The following is an 18,083-nucleotide window of genomic DNA, read 5'->3' as shown; positions in this document are numbered from 1 at the left end:
GACGATGCGCCTGCTTAAAGGCCAGTCAGGCCGGACGGCCTGTCGCCAATGCGCCATACAAATCCGTACGGCGATCACGGAAGAAGCCCCAGGCCGCACGGTGGCGATCCAGGAAGTCCAGGTCGAAGGTGTGCACCAGCACGCCCTCTTCGCGGTCCAGGCTCTCGACCAGGTCGCCGCGATGGTCGGCGATGAAGGAGTGGCCGTAGTAGGTCTGGCCCGTCTCCGTCACCTGCTCATGGCCGATGCGGTTGGCGCCGACGACCGGCACGACGTTGGACACGGCGTGCCCCTGCATGGCCCGGCGCCAAGGCGCGGCGGTGTCCAGCGTATCGTCATGCGGCTCGGTGCCGATGGCGGTCGGGTAAAGCAGAACCTCGGCGCCCTGCAGCATCATGGCCCGCGCCGTTTCCGGGTACCACTGGTCCCAGCAGATGCCGACGCCGATGCGGCCGAAGCGCGTGTCCCAGACCTTGAAGCCGGTGTCGCCGGGGCGGAAATAGTACTTCTCCTGATAGCCGGGGCCGTCGGGGATATGGCTCTTGCGATAGACGCCCATCAGCTCGCCGTCGGCATCGATCATCACCAGGCTGTTGAAGTAGTGCGGCCCCTCGCGCTCGAAGATCGAGACGGGCAGGACCACGCCCAGTTCCCTGGCCACCGGCTGAAGCTGGGTGACGGCCGGATGCTCGCGCCACGGATACGCGGCGCCGAACCACTTCTCCTCCTGCGAGACGCAGAAGTACGGTCCCTGAAACAGTTCCGGCGCCAGGATGACCTGGGCGCCCCTGCCCGCCGCCTCGCGGATGAAGCCGATGGTCTTGTCGATGTTCGCCTGCATGTCCTCGCCATAGGCGGTCTGGATGGCGGCGACGGTGATCTGACGGGCCATTATGCGGGCTCCTGCTGGCTGATGCAGTGGAACGAGCCGCCGCCCGACAGGATGGCGGTCGACGGCAGGGGGATGATCTCGCGATCGGTGAAGACAGTGGCCAGAGCCTCGCAGGCCATGCGCGCGGCCATGTCGTTGCCATAGGTGGGCACGACGACGGCGCCGTCCGCGATCAGGAAGTTCATGTGGCTGGCCGGAACCGGGCGCTCGTCCTCGTCCAGGATCATGCCGGGCGAAGGAATGCGCAGCACCTTGATCGGGCGACCGACGGCGTCGGTCATGGCGGCCAGGGCCTGCGCCGTCTCATCATAGACCTCGGCGTTGGGATCCTTGGAGCCAAAGCCGATCGGGCAGGCCACAACGCCCGGCGCGACGAAGCGGGCCAGGTTGTCGACGTGGCCGTCGGTGTGGTCGTTCAGCAGGCCATCGCCCAGCCACAGCACTTTCTTGGCGCCCAGAGCCTGAGCAAAGGCGGCCTCGGCCGCATCCTGCGTCCACCCCTTGTTGCGGTTGCGGTTCAGCACGCACTGGCGCGTGGTCAGCACCGTACCCTCGCCGTCGTGATCGACGGCGCCGCCCTCCAGAATGAAGTCATGACGGGTCAGAGCCACCCCCGACTGCTCGCCGATCTGACCGGCGACCTCGTCGTCATGCGGCAGGTCGTATTTGCCGCCCCAGCCGTTGAAGACGAAAGCCTGAGCCGAAGCCGAACCAGCGCCGAAGATCGGTCCGGTGTCACGCAGCCAGATGTCGCCGAAACGCCCGGCCACAACGGTCACGCCCGCCACATCAGCAAAGCGCGCCTGAGCATCGGCCAGCGCCTCGTCGTTGCCGACCATGAGCTTGACCTGCTCGCGCCCCGGCCCGGCCAGGGCGCGCACCAGCGCCTCGACCTCGTCCTGAGCCGGTTCGAGGTTGTCCTCCCATAGATCGGCGTGGCTGGGCCACCCGACCCACATCGCGCGATGCGGCGTCCATTCAGCAGGAACAGGCAGGGTCATGGGCGAAGTCATGGGGCGAAAACGTCCACATAAAAGGGATGAAGCACGAAGGAGGCGAGATAGGCCCTGACGGCCCGGGGTTCAATGGCGGCCGGGCGGAGGTCGCCCTGCGTTAAAAGAAGAAAGGGCGGCCCGTCGCCGGACCGCCCTTCCCTGTCTTCATGCCGGTGATCCCAGCTACGCCTTAGAAGGCGTAGGTCAGGGTCGCCTGCAGAGTGCGCGGCGCGCCTTGCGAGGCATACAGCGACTTGGTCGAGTTGATGCCGGTGCCCAGCGAGCCGTAGTACTTCTCGTCGAACAGGTTAATCACCCGCAGGGCGATGCTCGAGTTCTTGTAACCGAAGTAACCCAGATCAAAGCGCGCATCGGCGTTGACCGTGACGTAGCTCGGCACGGCCAGATCGTTCTCGTCGGTCAGCCAGCGCTCACCGACATATTTGGCTTGTGCGCCGACCTGCAGCGGGCCGGTTTCATAGTTGGCGCGCAGACCGAAGGTCCAGTCCGGCACTTCCACCAGCGTCTTGCCGCCGACCTGGATCAGGGTCGAGCCGTCATAGTAGTCCTGCTTGATCTCGCTGTCAGTGTACGAAGCCGACGCATAGATCGACAGACCCTCCATCGGCGAGAAGCCGATTTGCGAGTCGAAGCCGTACAGGTCCACATCGCCGACGTTACGGTCGAAATAGGCGTCCAGCTCACGGTCATAGGTCGACAGGATGCGATCCTGGAACTTGGTGTACCAGACGTTGGCCGAGGCGATCAGCGTGCCGATCTGATAGCGGTAGCCGAAATCCCAGGTCTTCGACATTTCAGGACGCGCGATCGGCGAGGTGATATCGCCCGAGTCGTTGAAATAGACCGTGTAGAGGTTGTCCGTGCGCGGCAGCGTCAGAGATTCGGCGTACGAACCATAAACGCTGTGCGGTCCAGAAATGTTCCAGGTCACGTTGATGTTCGGCAGAACATCGTCGAACTTCACTTCACGGCTATAGGGCTTGATGTAATCCTTGCCAGCGATGACAACCGTACCGTTGGCATTGGTCGCCGTCGGCGTTTCAGTGGTGCAGCGCACGTTGCTATTCTTATACTGAGAGTAGCAGTTCTGGTTCATCTCGCGCTTGAAGAACGGCGCGCGCACGCCAATGTTGACCCGCACAGCATCGTCGAAGAAGCGGCCACGATATTCCAGAGCGAACTGGTTCAGGATCGCATACGACAGGCGGTCACGGGTACGCAGGGCGTAGCCATCCAGGTTGTAGATGCGATTGTCTTCATCACGCAGACCAGCGAACGGGTCCATGAAGCGCGGCTCAGACGGGTTCGAGAAATCGATCTTGCCATAGAGGCCAGTCTGACGGTGACGGGCGTGATCCAGTGTATAGGCCGCACGCAGTGAGTGGTTGTCAGCCAAATTCCAGATCAGCGAAGTATTGATGCCGTATCTCTGAGTATGGGTATTGTTCGTCGCATGCAGACGAACGCGGTCCAGCGTATCGCCATCGCCGTTCAGGTCGACCCCGCCGGTCTTCTTCGTACCCAGCAGCAGGGCGTCATTCTCATTCAGCAAAGTCTGCCCCGAACCACCGGTGGCCAGAGTGTACTGGAACGATGGATCGAAGGTGAAGATCAGACCTTCACGCAGGGTAAAACGCGACTGGGCACGCAGGTTGCCCGTATCCGACGGATTTTGGCGCAAGGCCCAGTAGTTGCTGCCATTCGTATCATCGTCACGCTTGCCGTTGACAAAGGTCGGCGCCTTGTAGGTCGGGTCGTAGTCGACATTCCAGCCAAACGGCGAGGTATCAGCCGTCGTTCCCAGCGAACCATCTGGGTTCTTGAACAGGTTCGGGCCGTTGTAGTTGTTGTTGCGGTTGCGGTTCCAGTGACCGGCCAGCGAGACGAAGTCGCCATTGTCGCGGATCGGCTGATAAACCTTGAAGTTGTACTGGATCTTGCCCAGGTCGCCCTGGCCCTTGAACTTGTCGTACGACTGGTCCGAATAGGAGAACCAGGCCGACGTGCCCCAGGGGCCGACTTCACCGGTGTTCACCAGCGCCATGACGCGCTTGAAGTTGAAGTCGCCCAGCGAGCCCTTGACCCAGCCCCCGAACTCGGACGTCGGGTTGATCGAGTTGACGTTGATGGTGCCGCCCGTGGCCGACGCCGTCGGGGAGTCGGCGTCGGTGGTGCCCGTGTTGACCGACGCCATGCCGATCAGTTCCGAGTCCAGTTGCTGGTTGGTGTAGAGCGAGTAGTTACCCGAGTCGTTCATCGGCATGCCGTCGAACGTCTGCGAGATGCGCGCGCCGTCGAAGCCGTGCAGACGGATGTTGCCGCCCGATGAACCATAGGGGTCGTTGTTGGTGAAGTTCATGCCCGGAACAAGGTTCAGGATCTCATTGATCGTCTGACCCGAGGCCTGCGTATCGATAAACTCCTGAGTGATGGTCGAGCGCGACTTGCCGACGGTTTCCGCCACCATGGCGCCGTCGATCGTGCGCGGACCGCGACGGCCCGTAACAACAACCTGATCGACTTCGACTGCGGCAGTGCCGGTCGACTGGGCCGAGGCGGTTTCGGCGACGAAGAGGCTGCTCATCAGGGCGGTGGTCGCCCAGAAAAGCTGTTTGCGAAGGGTCATCTGTCAGTATCCCAGTGATGCGGCGGATCGCCATGCAAACGGGCTGAAGAAGACCCGTTGATCCATTGCGGATTAAGGTCGCTCTGGGAAACTGGGGCGACATTCAGATGACAGAACGATGACACACGGGCAGGGTGGCTTAGGCGCCACACCAAGGCCGAACTTCATCAAACGACGATATGTGGAAACCTAAAGCCTTGTTGAGAAGGCATCCGCGATCCTTCCTGCGGTCGCCGGCATCGCACGCGGCTCATGGTAATTGCCGTTGATCTGGGTGCGGTTGATCACATAGGCGCGGAAGGCGGCGAACAGCTTGCTGTCCGCAGGCTGGGGCGATCGCCAGAAATCGCCCAGAGACTGCTGATCGGTCAGGCCTTCAAAATCGAAAAACGCCTGGCCCAGCACCTTTACCGGAGTGCCGAAACCCAGGGCTGACAGCGCCGCGCTGGAGTTGTTCACGACCATGCCTTCAGACGCACGGCAAAGCTGGGCCAGATTGCCCCCGTCGATGAAATCCACACGCCCTTTGAGCCCCCGCGCCTCGGCCATGAGGCGAGTCTCACGGCCCAGATTGATCAGGCCCGGGTCGAGGGGATGGTTCTTCACGACCAGGCGCGTGCCGGCCGGCGCACCGGCGGCGAAACTGTCCATGACATGAGCCAAGAAGGACAGATTGTCGTGAATGTCGGAATAGCGCAGCAATTGCGCATCGCCATCACGTTGCAGGCAGGCGATAAAGAAGGGTCCCCTGGAGCGCAGACGATCTGCATCATGCGTCTCGCCGGAGCGCATGCCCAGGCCAAGATACCGGCGCACGTGCCCCAGGCACTGACGCCAGGGCGACGCGGCATAATGATGGCGATACCGTGGGAACAACAGCCAACCCAGCGGCTGAACCGCATGATAAAGGCTGATGTTGATGACATGATGCGGGAGGATCCGTCCCACCGGTCGCGATACCGGCAACTCAGGCGGGGGCGGCGGATAGCCGGCTCCACAACGTGGCAAGGCGCTGGATCCGTTGACCCCGTTCCGCTCCAGGGTGACCCAGTCGGGCCGGAAGTAACCATTTTCGAGAACCCAGACGCGCGCGTTTAATCTGCGCGCCTGGCTGAGCACGCCCTGATTATAGGGCCCGCCTTCGCCGAAAACGATGATGTCGGTAAATTCTTCAGCCAGCGCCGCGAGGCGGCCGGGCCACTGTTCAGGCCGACCACGGAAAAAAACGCGGCCGGACAATCCCCAGTTCAACACATCGCCTGCGTTGAACAACATGCGCCGTACATCGGCTCCACGCGCCTCCAGGGCGCGCCCCAGCACCCGGCCGAACGGCCCGAAGGGCGCAGACACGATCAGAAAGCGGCGACCTGTCAGATCAACCGCAGCATTAAGATCTGTATCTGCCTGGTCGGGATCAAAGGGCGCGAGCAAACGCTGTTTTCTTTCGAGAGCGGCCCCCTATTAATAGTCGGGCCGCATTCTGTGCAAGACGCGACGGGAACTGGCGATCAACCAGCCTCCCGAAAACAAGGCCGCCGAACTCAGGCGTGGGTCCGGCGGCCTCTCGTTTCGAACCTCGAAGGCTTCGGAGACCGGTCACCCGGCCTCCTAGCGCCTTAGAAGTTGATGTCGACGGTAGCGCGACGGTTCAGCGGCTCACGCACGCCGTCAGCCGTCGGCTTGGCCAGGTCGGTCTTGCCCTTGCCGTCCAGCGAGATCACGCCGCCGTTGACGCCTTGAGCGACCAGGGCGTCAGCCACGGTGCGCGCACGGCGGTTCGACAGGCCCAGGTTGTAGGCCTGCGAACCCATGGTGTCGGTGTGACCGACGACCAGGATACGGGTCGGAGCGCCCGACTTGGCGTAGTTGGCGGCTTGCGACACCACCGAGCGGGCTTCCGCCGTCAGATCCGAACGGTCGAAGTCGAAGTAGACCACGAACTGACGCGCAGCCGGCTTGGCCGGAGGCGGCGGAGGCGGCGGCGGAGGCGGCGGGGGCGGGGGAGGCGGGGGCGGCGGCGGCGGCGGGGGCGGCGGCGGGGCCACCGGCTCGGCGCCGAACGCATAGCGCAGACCCAGCGTCACGGTGTGCGACTGGTCGTAGTCGCCCGACAGCGAACCGAAGACCGGGCCGGCCGACTGCGTCGTGTCGAAGGACATGTCGCCCGTCAGGTAACGGTAGGTCAGGTCGATGTTGGCGCGGTCGCCGACGGCCCAGGCCAGACCGGCGATCGCCTGAGCGGCGAACTTGGTCGAGGTGTCGTCAGCCGTGAAGGTGACGCCCGGGTTCTGACGCAGACGGCCCGTGGTGTCGGTCTTGACGCGGTTCACACCGACGCCCAGGCCCACGAACGGACGGATGGTCCATTCCGGCGAACCGAAGTCATAGATGACGTTGCCCATCAGGGTCGTCGCCGTGATGTCGCCTTCCGGCGAATGGCACGGGCCGGTGGCCGGGGTCAGGTTGCACAGGCCGTTCGGACCCGAGACAGCGCGGACCTTGCCGATGTCGCCCGAGCGGTAACCGCCTTCGAGCTCAACACGCCAGTTCGGGTTGAAGCGATAGCCCAGACGCGCAAAAGCCGCCCAGCCGTCGTTCACTTCCCAGTTCCAGTGGTGACCGGTCGCCGAAGCTTCCGTGTTGATATCATCGATCATGTGGTAGCCGGCGTCGATCGCGCCGTACCAGCCATCGGGCTCCGCCGAAGCAGCACCGGCTGCGAACAGCCCGGCTACAGCGACACTGGCCAGAAGTTTCAGCTTCATGGTGTCCTCACACTCTTAGTTGATCCGAATGCCCATGCGATACCGCGAGGCGCTCGAAAACCGAACGGTATTGCATTGCAGCGGTTCCACATTTGGCTCCTGAATGTGTCCACTGTGGCGCCGTTTCAACACATATTTCGACTTTGCGCCGAATTCCAGCGCTCAGCCCTGTAGCAAACCGTAAAAACCGGCCGCAACACACGCTACAAAACAGGGTCGCGGCCGCATCGCAACCCATGATTGCTCATATATTGTAAACAGCAGTTGGCACAACGCTACGTCGGTCGAGGCAACCGGCCTGACCAGCCAGCGTTAGGTTCGCGTCAACACATCTCACAGGGGCTTTCACCCATGCGTATTCGTATCCTGACCATCGCCGCCGCCTCGGTTCTGGCGCTCGCCGCCGCCTGCACCCAGGCTGAGCAGAACAAGGCCGAGGCCGACGCACAGGCTGCAGGAGACAAGGCTGCGGATGTCGCCGCCCAGACCGGCGAAGTCGTCGAATCCGGCGCCATGAAAGCGGCTCAGGCGGTTGAGGAAGGCGCGGGCAAGGTCGCCGACAAGCTCGAAGATAAACAGGCTGAGGCCGCCGCCGCGGGCCGCCCCGGCGCTGTCGATCCGGCGACCGACCAGCGCGTCCCGGCCAAGAACTGACCTCGCGCTTCTCCCTCCCCGTTCCGGGGAGGGAGAAGGTCTGCGCTCTATTTCTCCGCCAGCAGGTGGTCGATCAGGGCCTTGGCCTCGGCGCTGGCCCAGTCGGCCTCGCCGGTCAGGACGGCGCGGACGCGGCCCTGGCGATCCAGCAGAATTGTCTGGGGCATGGCGCCCTTGCCCGGAAACTCGAAGGCCAGCTGGAACTTCGGGTCGATGTAGAAGTCCAGCGGCGCGTTCTCGGCGATGAAGGCCCGCGCCTCATCCGCCGTCTTCTCGACATCCATGCTGACGGTGACGACGGCGAAGTCATCGCGCGCCTTATAATGGTCGGCCAGCGCCGCCAGGGTGGGCATCTCGATCTTGCAGGGCGCGCACCAGGTGGCCCACAGATTCACCACCGTCACCTTGCCCGCGAAATCAGCCAGGCGGACGTCGCCGCCCTCGGCGTTCTTGAACACATAGTCGGACACGGCCTGAAATTCGTCCTGGGAGGCCGGCGTCTGCAGCGCCGACAACGACCCCTTGGCGAAGGCCGCCAGTTGCGGATCAACCGCCTCGGCCGCAGGCGGCGCGGACTCTTTGCCTCCGCCCTTGTGATTGACGTATAGCAACGCCGCGCCCACGCCGATCACACCGATCACGGCGAACGTCGCCATGCCCGCCCAAGTCCGTCCAGAGCCGCTCATGTCTGATACGCCTTCCAAACCAAAGTCTGCCACGCCCTCTCAAGGAGGATTCGAGGGGCAGTCTCTATGGGGCGGGCGCTTCAGCGCCAAGCCCGCCGACATCATGCAGGCCATCAACGTCTCCATCGGCGTCGACAAACGCCTGTGGGCGCAGGACCTGGCCGGATCGCGGGCCCATTGTCGCATGTTGGAGAAGCAGGGGATCATCGCCGCCGCCGACGCCGAGGCCATTCTGGGTGGACTGGACGTCATCGAGGGCGAGATCCGTGACGGCTCCTTCCCCTTCCGCGACGCCTATGAAGACATCCATATGAACGTCGAGGCCCGCCTGTCGGAGTTGATCGGCGAGCCGTCGGGGCGTCTGCACACGGCGCGCAGCCGCAACGATCAGGTGGCGACGGACTTCCGCTTGTGGGTGCGCGACGCCTGCGACCGCACTGTGGCGCAACTGAAGGATCTGCAGGCCGCCCTGCTGGACCGCGCCGAGCAGCACGCAGGCGACCTGATGCCGGGTTTCACTCACCTGCAGACGGCCCAGCCGGTGACCTTCGGCCACCACCTGATGGCCTATGTCGAGATGTTCGGCCGCGACGCGGGCCGTTTCTCCGACGCCCGCACGCGCATGAATGAAAACCCGCTGGGCGCCGCAGCGCTGGCCGGTTCGCCCTTCCCCATCGACCGCCACATGACGGCGCAGGCCCTGGGCTTCGACCGCCCGATGGCGAACAGCCTCGACGCCGTGTCGGACCGCGACTTCGCGCTGGAAAGCCTGGCCGCCGCCTCGATCGCGGCGGGCCACCTGTCGCGTCTGGCCGAGGAGATCGTGGTGTGGATGACGCCGATGTTCGGCTTCGCCACCCTGCCCGACGACCTGACCACCGGCTCGTCCATCATGCCGCAGAAGCGCAACCCCGACGCGGCCGAGCTGGTGCGGGCCAAGACGGGCCGCATCAACGGCGCCCTGATCGCCTTGACCACGGTGATGAAGGGCCTGCCGCTGGCCTATTCCAAGGACATGCAGGAGGACAAGCCGCCGGTGTTCGAGGCCTTCGACGCACTGGACCTGGCGCTGACGGCCATGACCGCCATGGTCGCCGTGATCCGCCCCAATACCGAAAAGATGGCCGCCGCAGCCGGTGCGGGCTTCTCGACCGCCACCGATCTGGCCGACTGGCTGGTGCGCGAACTGAACCTGCCCTTCCGCCAGGCGCACCACGTCACCGGCGCCGCCGTGAAGCGGGCCGAGGCGCTGGGGCTGGGTCTGGGCGAATTGCCGCTGACGGAATTGCAGGCGCTGGATGGCCGGATCACCGAAGGGGTGTATGAAGTGCTGACGCCCGAAGCCTCCTGCGCCAGCCGCCAGAGCTTCGGCGGCACGGCGCCGGAGCAGGTCCGCGCGCGCATCGCCGACTGGAGAAGCCGCCTGTGACGAAGACGTCTGTGAAGAAGACACTGATCCTCGCGGGCGCCGCCGCCCTGATGCTGTCGGCCTGCGGGCGCATGGCGGACCTCGAGCCGCCGCAGGGCGCCACGCCGAAAAAGCAGACGGAACGCGCCATCCGCGACAAGTCAGCCGACCATCTGCCCGAACCGGCGATGCAGAACCTGCCGCCGCGCCAGATGCCCATCGACAACGGCTCGTCCGACCCGTTCGGCAAGCCGCCCCCGATGGGTTGAGCCACGCCTCTTACACCTCCTGACTGGACTCCCCGCCGGTGCATTATTTCGATCTGAAGGACGGCGTTCTGCACGCCGAGGGCGTCTCGCTGGAGACTCTGGCGCAAGAGGCGGGCACGCCGACCTACGCCTATTCCGCCGCGACGCTGCGCCGCCACTACGGCCTGCTGCGCGAGGCGTGCGACGCGCACAAGGGCGCGCTGGGCGACGCCCTGATCGCTTTCGCGGTCAAGGCCAACTCCAACCTGTCGGTGCTGGCGACGTTGGCAAAGCTCGGTTGCGGCGCGGACACCGTGTCCGAGGGCGAAATCCGCCGCGCTCTGGCCGTCGGCATTCCGGGCGAACGCATCATCTTCTCGGGCGTGGGCAAAACCGACGCCGAACTGGCCTTCGCCATCGAACAGGGCGTGCGTCAGATCAATGTCGAGTCCTCTGCCGAACTGGACCGGCTGATCGCGGTCTCATCGTCCCTCAAGCAGGTCGCGACCGCGTCGCGACCGATAGGGACGCCAAACATAGCCATCCGCGTCAATCCGAAGATCGGCGCGGGCGGCCACGCCAAGATCACCACCGGCGGCGCAGGCGACAAGTTCGGCGTGCCGGTCGAGGAGGCGATGGCCCTTTACGCCCGCGCCTCCGCCTCGCCTCACGTCACGCCCGTGGGGCTGGCCTGCCACATCGGCAGCCAGATCACCGACCTCAGCCCGCTGGAGGCCGCCTTCCGGGTGCTGCGCCAGATGACGGAAGAGCTGCGCGCCCAGGGACACAGCGTCACCCGCCTCGACCTCGGCGGCGGTCTGGGCGTGCCCTATTACGGCGAGGCGGCGACGCCGTCTCCGGCCGAATACGTGGCCATGGCCGCGCGCGTGCTGGACGGCCTGAACGTCGAGGCCGCCTTCGAACCCGGCCGCCTGATGGCCGCCAACGCAGGCGTGCTGTTGAGCCGCGTCATTCAGGTCAATGAACGCACCGATGGCCGCCGCTTCCTGGTGCTGGACGCGGCGATGAACGACCTGATGCGCCCGGCCCTCTATGACGCCTTCCACGACCTGAAGCCCGTCCGTCCGGTTGCGGGCGCGGCCCTGCCTCACGACGTGGTCGGCCCTGTCTGTGAGACCGGCGACACCTTCGCCCGCGACCGCGATCTGCCGCCGCTGAAAGCGGGCGATCTGGTGGTCTTCATGAGCGCCGGCGCCTATGGCGCGGTGATGAGCAGCGAATACAACACCCGCCCGCTGGCCGCTGAAGTTCTGGTCGACGGCGATCGCCACGCCGTCATCCGCCCGCGCCCCACCTATGACGAGATGTTCGCCCGCGAGCCTGTCGCCGACTGGCTTTAAAACCCTCAGCCTCACCAGAAAGCTCGACGCCCCTGCTTCATGACCTGGTGTATCTCCAAGACGTGATCGATTTCGCTCGAAAGACCGCTCCGCTAACGGCAGAGCGGTCTTTTTTCGACCCCGGCCTTGCATCGCCCCCACAATTGCCTGACTAAAGTCAGATAGATTTGGACCCGAAGATGCCCGACTCCATCGCCCGTATCCGCCGTTTTCAGCGCGCCGTCACAACAGAGGTGGGGGCGCTGGATGAGTCCTTCCTGGGGCGAGGCCGCCCGATGGGCGTCGCGCGGGTATTGAACGCGATCGGCGGCGGAAAGACAGAGGTCAGAGAGATTCGACGTTATCTCGGGCTGGATTCCGGGTTGATGAGCCGCCTGCTGCGCACGCTGGAAGCCGAACGCCTGATCGAAATTGATGCGGATGCGACCGACAACCGTCGGCGCCGGGTTCGTCTGACCGCCGAAGGCGCGCAGGAATACGCGGCCTATGAGGCGCTCGCCGACGCACAGGCCAGGGCGATGCTGGACAGGCACGCCTCGCCGCATCGCCTGCTGGAGGCTATGGACCTGATCGCCTCCACCCTGGGCAGGGACCAGATCACCCTTCATGAAGTCGCACCGCAGGATGCAAATGCTCAGGCGTGCATGAAAGCCTATTACGCCGAACTCTCGCAGCGGCTGGATCGGGGCTTTGACGTCGCCCTGTCCAAGGACCCGGACGCGCGGGACATGATCCGGCCGCGCGGCGCCTTTCTGGTCGCCATGTCGGACGGGATGGCGATCGGCTGCGCAGGGCTGAAGGGCACCGACCTGGGCTATGCAGAGATCAAGCGGTTGTGGGTCTCGCCGAAAGCGCGGGGGCTGGGGCTGGCGCTAAGGCTCATGGACGAACTGGAACGGATCGCGGGCGAACTGGGCATCGGTCTGCTGCGGCTGGACACCAACAGCGCGTTGAAGGAGGCCGTCGCCCTCTATGCCAATACAGGCTGGCAGGAGATTACGCGCTTCAACGACGACCCCTACCCGGATCGTTTTTTCGAGAAGAAGACGCCCGCTGCGCCGGAGCCGCTCTGAACCCCGGCCCCCACGACCCTTAGTCCAGCGCGCAGATGTCCGGCAGGCCGCGCATGCCGCCCGCGTGATCCAGGCCATAGCCGACGAGGAAGCGGTTCGGCGCCTCCCAGCCGACGAAGTCCGGCTCCGGCGCGCGGGGCTTGGGCCAGGGCTTGCGGGCGAAGACGCAGGTCAGCACCTCGGCGGCGCCCGCCTCGCGGGTGATACGCACGGCCTCGGCCAGCGACAGGCCGGTGTCGAACACATCGTCCAGTATCAGCACCTTCTTGCCGGTCAGCGGGCGCTGATAGGGGGCGCGCACCTCGATCCTGCCCCGGCTTGTCTGTTCATCGCCATAGGACGCCAGCCACAGGGCGTCGAAGCGAACGTTGCGCCCTTCACGCGACAGGGCGCGGGTCAGGTCGGCGGCGAACCACAGCCCGCCGGTCAGCAGGACAGCAGCCACCGTCTCATCATCCACATGCGGGGCGATGCGGCGCGCCAGATCGGTCACCATAGCCTCGATCTCGGCCTGAGACAGGAGAACCGTGGGGGCGGAGGTTGCTTGGGTGTCAGCCATGCCCCGGCGATACCGCCTCTGCGGGACCGCTGTCGAGAGCCGAGGCGGTCGGTCGAAGCTCAAGCGCGCTGATCCGGCGCAGTCCGCCATCCTCACGCACCGCGCTGTCGGGCGAGGACTTGGCCTGCGCCGGGGCCTTTGAAGCGCCCTTGGCGGCAGGCGGCGGCGCTTCGGTCAGCAGATAGTCGACGTCCAGCCCGGCCACGCGACCCTGCGGATCGGGAATCACAACGGCGAAGCCCTGAACCTGCCCCGGCAGTATGGGCGGCCCGTCCAGCCGCAGGATGCGACGGGTCACTTCGGCGCCCTTGGCGTCCTTGAGGACGATGACCAACGGCGGCGGGACGACTTCGATGTCGCGGATATTGCGCAGCGCGCCCGACACCAGGGTGCGGCCCGGATCATAGGGCGCCGTGCGGCCCCTCAAGGCCTCAACCTGCAGGCCGACCGTGTTCACCTTCAGCCCCAGCGCCTTATAGACGCCCGCCGTCGCGGGGACGGCGCGCGCGATCTCTTCGCGGAACAGGACGGCAGCGGCCAACAGGCCCAGCACCACAGCCGCCGCAGCCGCCCACGCCGCGCCCGCGGCCGCCGCCTGACGCACGCGGCGCTTGCGCTCGGCCTTGGCGCGGAAGGCGCGCGGCAGCTCCGGCGCCGGGGTTTCGGCGAAGGTGTCGTAGTGCGGCGCGGGCTCGGCATCCGCTGCCGGATCGGCCTGCGGCTCAAGCTCCAGAGGGACGTCTTCAAGGGTCGCGCGCCAGTCATGGCCGCACGCCTTGCAACGCACGCGGCGGCCGTTCGGACCGATCGCCTCGTCGGAAACGAAATAGCTAGTGGCGCAGGCGGGGCAGGTCAGTATCATGTCAGCTGACTGCGAGGCTCATCGCCCCCTCCTGTCGCGGCGCAACGCCCCGGTCCAATACGAAACTCGATGCCCGATCCGATCCGCCGCACCGCCGAGCCAGACCCCGCGCCTGACGCCGTCCGCCTCTGGGGCGTAGGCTTCGGCTATGCGGACCGGCCCGCCGTGCTGCGGGATGTTAACCTTACACTGCCAAACGGCTCTTTCCACTTCCTTACCGGACCGTCCGGCGCGGGCAAGTCCTCGCTGCTGCGGCTGCTGACGCTGGCGGCGAGGCCGCAGGCGGGGCGAATCAGTCTGTTCGGTCAGGACGTGACCCGACTGCCCCGGCGCGAGATTCCGGCGCTTCGCCGTCGCATGGGGGTGATCTTTCAGGATTTCCGCCTGCTGGACCATCTGTCGGCCTTCGACAATGCGGCCCTGCCGCTGCGTCTGGCGGGCGAGCGTCCCGGCGATTACGCCGCCGATGTGCAGGAGATGCTGCGCTGGGTCGGTCTGGGCGCGCGGCTGGACGCCCTGCCGCCCACCCTGTCCGGCGGCGAGAAACAGCGGCTGGCCATCGCCCGCGCCGTGGTCGCGCGGCCGCGCCTGATTCTGGCGGACGAACCGACCGGCAGCGTCGACCGGCCGATGGGCGAGAAGCTGATGCGTCTGTTCCAGTCGCTGAACAAACTGGGCGCCACGGTCCTGATCGCCAGCCACGACGAGGCTCTGGCCGAGCGCAGCGGCGCAGCGGTGCTGCGGCTGGAAGGCGGGCGGCTGGATCAGGTCGCGCCGGCCTTCGCTCACGCCGAGCCGGAGGATCCGGCATGATCGGCCGCTTCCGCGGTTCCCAGCCCGAACTCCTGCCGCGCGAAGCAGGGGGCGAGCGCTGGCTGATCGTCGTCATCGCCGTGCTGTGTTTTCTGGCCTCGATCGCCGCCGTCGGCGCCCTGGCCGCCGATCGCGCCGCGCACGGCTGGGCGCGGCAGTTGCGGGCCGAGGCGACCGTTCAGGTGCGCCCGCGCGTCGATGAGACCGGCCCCGCCGCCGCCGCCCGCGCCGCCGAGACGCTGGCGGGCGTCAGCGGCGTCGCCGAGGCTCAGGCGATGGACCGCAAGGCCGCCGAGGCCCTGTTGCGCCCGTGGGTCGGCGAGGCGGCCCTGCCCGACCTGCCCCTGCCCTATCTGGTCATCGTCCATCTGGACCCGAAGACGCCCGCCAGCGCCCCCAGTCTCAGCCGCGCCCTGGCCGAGGCCGGTCTGGACGCCTCCGTCGACGACCACAGCCTGTGGCGCGGCGAGGTCGAGCGTTCGGCCGGCCTGATCACCGCCCTGGCCGGCGCGGCCTTCCTGCTGATCGCGGCGGCGACGGCGGCAGCCATCGCCTACGCCACCCGCGCGGGCATGGCGGCCCAGGCGGCGGTGATCGAGACGCTGAGCCTGAACGGCGCCTCTGACGGAGCGATCGCCTCCCTGTTCCAGCAGCGGTTCGGCGTTCTGGCGGCGACGGCGGGCGCGGCGGGGGCGGGGCTGGCCGCGCTGATGTTGGCGGCGTTGCGCTTGATCGGGGGCGAGGGCGGGCTGACCCCGGCCCTGCCGCTGGCCTTTGGCGACCTGCTGGCGCTGATCGCCTGCCCCTTGCTGGCGGGGGCGGTCGCGGTGCTGGCTGCGCGCCTGACGGCGCTGGCGAAGCTGGGCGGGCGTCGCTAGTTAGTTAAGCATGAAGTTCCTGACGCTGATCGCCGTGGTGGCGCTGATGTGGCTGACGGGCCTGTTCGTCTTCGCCGAGCGGGTGCGCGGCCTGACGCCTGCACCCGACCCGGCCCGGGCTGACGCCATCGTCGCCCTGACCGGGCCGTCGGCCGAGCGCGTCAACGCCGCCGTGCGTTTGCTGGAGCAGGGCAAGGGCGACCGCCTGCTGATCTCGGGCGTCAACCGCGAGGTGCGCCGTCAGGAACTGCGCGCCCTGACGCCGGGGTCCAAGAAGCTGTTCAACTGCTGCGTCGATCTGGGTTTCGAGGCCGAGAACACCGTCGGCAACGCCCAGGAGATCGCCGCCTGGGCCCGGTCGCGAGGCTATGACGACCTGATCGTCGTCACCTCGGACTATCATATGCCGCGCAGCCTGCTGGAGATTCGCGGCGCTGCGCCGGGCGTGCGGCTGACGCCCTATGCCGTATCGACCCCGTCGCTGGATACGCCCGGCTGGTGGCGCGCCACCGAGACGGCCCGCCGCATGACGCTGGAATATATGAAATACCTGGCCGTGCTGGGCCGCGAGGGGATGCACCGCCTGACCGGCCGCCATCCTGAGCGCCCCGGCCCTGTCTCTCCTGACGAAAATACCGCCCCGGACGCCCCCGGCGCGGTCTCAGAACCCCGCAAGGCCGCCGCATGACGACCGTCCGCTCCCTGATCTTCACCCTGTGGCTGTATCTGTCGATGCCGCTGTTCGCCATCGTCCTGTCCCCGGCCCTGCTGATGCCGCACAGGGCGGCGATGGGGGTCATCAAGCTGTGGTCGCGCTTCGTCCTGTTCGGCCTGCGCTGGATCGCCGGAGTCAGGGTCGAGGTGCGCGGGCTGGAGCATCGTCCGACGGGTCCGGCCCTGATCGCCGCCAAGCATCAGGGGATGCTGGACGTGGTGGCGCCCTTCGCCTTTCTGGACGACCCCTGCTTCGTCCTGAAAAAGGAGCTGATGCCTCTGCCCTTCTTCGGCTGGTTCGCCTGGAAGACGAAGATGATCGCCGTCGACCGCGCCGCCCACGCCAGGGCGCTGAAAGACATGGTGCGCCAGACCCGCGCCCGTCTGGCCGACGACCGCCAGATCCTGATCTTCCCCGAGGGCACACGCACCACGCCGGGTGAACCGGCCGACTACAAGCCCGGCGTGGCCGCCATCTATCGCGATGTGGACGCGCCCTGCTGGCCGGTCGCCACCAACTCGGGCGTCCACTGGCCCGCGCACGGCTTCAAACGTTATCCGGGCACGGTCGTTTTCGAATTCCTGCCGCCCATTCCCGCCGGGCTGAAGCGGGCGGAGTTCATGAAGCAGCTGGAAAGCCGGATCGAAGGCGCCTCGACCGCCTTGTTGCCGCCCAAAACCTAGTCTTTGGAGAGCGGCTGCCCTATATCATCAGCTGTTGACCTGGGACCCGCTCATGATTTCCTCTTCCGCCCTGCGCCTGGCGCTGCTGACCGTCGCCCTGACCGGAGCGCCCGCTGTGGCCCTGGCCCAGTCCCAGCCCTTCGTGCCGATCGAGAAGCCGCAGACCTGGAAGGTCGACATCGGCGGCGGCTTCGTGCGCGGTTTCAGCGTGTCGGGCGACAAGGCCGAGGACTTCAACTTCACCGCCTGGGGCTCGGCCTCATATAAAGACATCGTCTACGCCAACGGTCTGGACGGACTGGGCTGGAACGCGATCAAGCGCGATGATTTCCATGCGGGCGTGCAGCTGCGCCCGCGCTTCGCCGCAGGCGACATCGACGGCATGGACCGTCCCGGATACGGCGCCGACGCCGCGCTCTACGTCTTCAAGCGCCTGCCGGGAAACATCGTGGTGGGCGGCCGCTTCCAGCATGACGCCACCGGCGACGACGCCGGGTTTGAATATTACGGCACGGTCAGCCACCAGCGGGTGACGCCCATCGGCATGTTGCAGGCCATGGCCTATCTGCGCGGCGGCAGCGATGACCGGGTCCAGCGCTATTACGGCGTCACCGCACAGGAAGCCGCCAACACCGGCTATGCCGCCTTCACGCCCTCGGGTGGACTGTCGGCGGCGGGCGCGGCCGCCCTGCTGGCCGTGCCGATCGGCGACCGCTTCGGGGTGGGCGCCTTCTTCAACTATGAACAGCGACTGGGCGACATCAAGGACAGCCCGCTGATCAAGGACGACCATGTCTGGCGCGCAGGCGTCATCGGCGTGGTGCGCTTCAACAGCGGCGACTGA

General features: G+C 66.3%; 18 protein-coding genes. 10 read left to right on the top strand and 8 right to left on the bottom strand.

From position 1 onward, the window contains the following. Positions 1-25 precede the first annotated feature (25 nt). The 5 genes from aguB to ACORJG_RS01275 all read right to left on the bottom strand — a co-directional run bounded on the left by aguB (position 26) and on the right by ACORJG_RS01275 (position 7,299). On the bottom strand, positions 26-892 hold the full coding sequence (aguB, locus tag ACORJG_RS01295) for an N-carbamoylputrescine amidase (RefSeq protein ID WP_427790942.1): 867 nt from the start codon (positions 890-892) through the stop codon (positions 26-28). Then, the gene (locus ACORJG_RS01290) at positions 892-1,893 is read right to left on the bottom strand and encodes an agmatine deiminase family protein (RefSeq protein WP_427790940.1); all 1,002 of its coding nucleotides are present in this window, start codon (positions 1,891-1,893) and stop codon (positions 892-894) included. The genes aguB and ACORJG_RS01290 overlap by 1 nt, the downstream gene beginning before the upstream one ends. A 184-nt stretch (positions 1,894-2,077) precedes the next feature. Then, the gene (locus ACORJG_RS01285; RefSeq protein ID WP_427790938.1) at positions 2,078-4,534 is read right to left on the bottom strand and encodes a TonB-dependent receptor; all 2,457 of its coding nucleotides are present in this window, start codon (positions 4,532-4,534) and stop codon (positions 2,078-2,080) included. A gap of 189 nt (positions 4,535-4,723) precedes the next feature. Beyond that, positions 4,724-5,965 carry a capsule biosynthesis protein gene (locus ACORJG_RS01280; RefSeq protein ID WP_427790937.1) on the bottom strand — a complete coding sequence of 414 codons (1,242 nt, stop codon included), beginning with the start codon at positions 5,963-5,965 and terminating at the stop codon, positions 4,724-4,726. A gap of 185 nt (positions 5,966-6,150) precedes the next feature. Beyond that, positions 6,151-7,299 carry an OmpA family protein gene (locus tag ACORJG_RS01275; protein ID WP_427790935.1) on the bottom strand — a complete coding sequence of 383 codons (1,149 nt, stop codon included), beginning with the start codon at positions 7,297-7,299 and terminating at the stop codon, positions 6,151-6,153. Positions 7,300-7,650: 351 nt separating this feature from the next. Here ACORJG_RS01275 and ACORJG_RS01270 point away from each other — a divergent pair, with 351 nt between their 5' ends. Continuing rightward, the gene (locus tag ACORJG_RS01270) at positions 7,651-7,953 is read left to right on the top strand and encodes a hypothetical protein (RefSeq protein ID WP_427790933.1); all 303 of its coding nucleotides are present in this window, start codon (positions 7,651-7,653) and stop codon (positions 7,951-7,953) included. 47 nt (positions 7,954-8,000) lie between these two features. Here the strand turns inward: ACORJG_RS01270 and ACORJG_RS01265 are convergent, their stop codons facing one another. Beyond that, a complete protein-coding gene (locus ACORJG_RS01265; protein ID WP_427790931.1) occupies positions 8,001-8,609 on the bottom strand; it encodes a TlpA family protein disulfide reductase in 609 nt (202 codons plus the stop codon). Between the two features lie 28 nt (positions 8,610-8,637). Between ACORJG_RS01265 and argH the strand changes: the two genes are divergently transcribed. The 4 genes from argH (at position 8,638) to ACORJG_RS01245 (ending at position 12,729) form a co-directional block, all read left to right on the top strand. After that, positions 8,638-10,068, top strand: coding sequence for an argininosuccinate lyase (gene argH, locus ACORJG_RS01260; protein WP_427790929.1), 1,431 nt, complete (start codon positions 8,638-8,640; stop codon positions 10,066-10,068). After that, entirely contained in the window at positions 10,065-10,316 is a 252-nt protein-coding gene (gene lptM / locus ACORJG_RS01255; protein WP_427790927.1) for an LPS translocon maturation chaperone LptM, read from the top strand. The genes argH and lptM overlap by 4 nt, the downstream gene beginning before the upstream one ends. A 38-nt stretch (positions 10,317-10,354) precedes the next feature. After that, the gene (lysA, locus tag ACORJG_RS01250) at positions 10,355-11,656 is read left to right on the top strand and encodes a diaminopimelate decarboxylase (protein ID WP_427790925.1); all 1,302 of its coding nucleotides are present in this window, start codon (positions 10,355-10,357) and stop codon (positions 11,654-11,656) included. Positions 11,657-11,835: 179 nt separating this feature from the next. Then, complete coding sequence (locus ACORJG_RS01245; RefSeq protein ID WP_427790923.1) at positions 11,836-12,729, top strand: bifunctional helix-turn-helix transcriptional regulator/GNAT family N-acetyltransferase; 894 nt, start codon at positions 11,836-11,838, stop codon at positions 12,727-12,729. A gap of 19 nt (positions 12,730-12,748) precedes the next feature. Here ACORJG_RS01245 and ACORJG_RS01240 read toward each other — a convergent pair whose 3' ends face one another. Both ACORJG_RS01240 and ACORJG_RS01235 read right to left on the bottom strand, forming a co-directional pair. After that, entirely contained in the window at positions 12,749-13,288 is a 540-nt protein-coding gene (locus ACORJG_RS01240; RefSeq protein WP_427790921.1) for a phosphoribosyltransferase, read from the bottom strand. Further along, positions 13,281-14,150, bottom strand: coding sequence for a DUF3426 domain-containing protein (locus ACORJG_RS01235; RefSeq protein WP_427790919.1), 870 nt, complete (start codon positions 14,148-14,150; stop codon positions 13,281-13,283). The genes ACORJG_RS01240 and ACORJG_RS01235 overlap by 8 nt, the downstream gene beginning before the upstream one ends. A 69-nt stretch (positions 14,151-14,219) precedes the next feature. Here ACORJG_RS01235 and ACORJG_RS01230 point away from each other — a divergent pair, with 69 nt between their 5' ends. The 5 genes from ACORJG_RS01230 to ACORJG_RS01210 are packed head-to-tail and all read left to right on the top strand — an operon-like array spanning position 14,220 to position 18,083. Continuing rightward, on the top strand, positions 14,220-14,963 hold the full coding sequence (locus tag ACORJG_RS01230; RefSeq protein ID WP_427790917.1) for a cell division ATP-binding protein FtsE: 744 nt from the start codon (positions 14,220-14,222) through the stop codon (positions 14,961-14,963). After that, positions 14,960-15,841 carry a cell division protein FtsX gene (locus ACORJG_RS01225; RefSeq protein ID WP_427790915.1) on the top strand — a complete coding sequence of 294 codons (882 nt, stop codon included), beginning with the start codon at positions 14,960-14,962 and terminating at the stop codon, positions 15,839-15,841. The genes ACORJG_RS01230 and ACORJG_RS01225 overlap by 4 nt, the downstream gene beginning before the upstream one ends. Before the next feature lie 10 nt (positions 15,842-15,851). Further along, positions 15,852-16,529, top strand: coding sequence for a YdcF family protein (locus ACORJG_RS01220; protein ID WP_427790913.1), 678 nt, complete (start codon positions 15,852-15,854; stop codon positions 16,527-16,529). Continuing rightward, positions 16,526-17,239, top strand: a complete 714-nt coding sequence (locus tag ACORJG_RS01215; RefSeq protein ID WP_427790911.1) for a lysophospholipid acyltransferase family protein — start codon at positions 16,526-16,528, stop codon at positions 17,237-17,239. Before ACORJG_RS01220 ends, ACORJG_RS01215 begins: the two co-directional genes overlap by 4 nt. 52 nt (positions 17,240-17,291) lie before the next feature. Next, entirely contained in the window at positions 17,292-18,083 is a 792-nt protein-coding gene (locus ACORJG_RS01210; RefSeq protein ID WP_427790909.1) for a MipA/OmpV family protein, read from the top strand.

The organism is Brevundimonas diminuta (genome assembly GCF_050310045.1).
GTDB lineage: Bacteria > Pseudomonadota > Alphaproteobacteria > Caulobacterales > Caulobacteraceae > Brevundimonas > Brevundimonas diminuta_F.
Note: the sequence above shows the minus strand (reverse complement) of the source record. Positions and strands in the feature narration are given on the sequence as shown.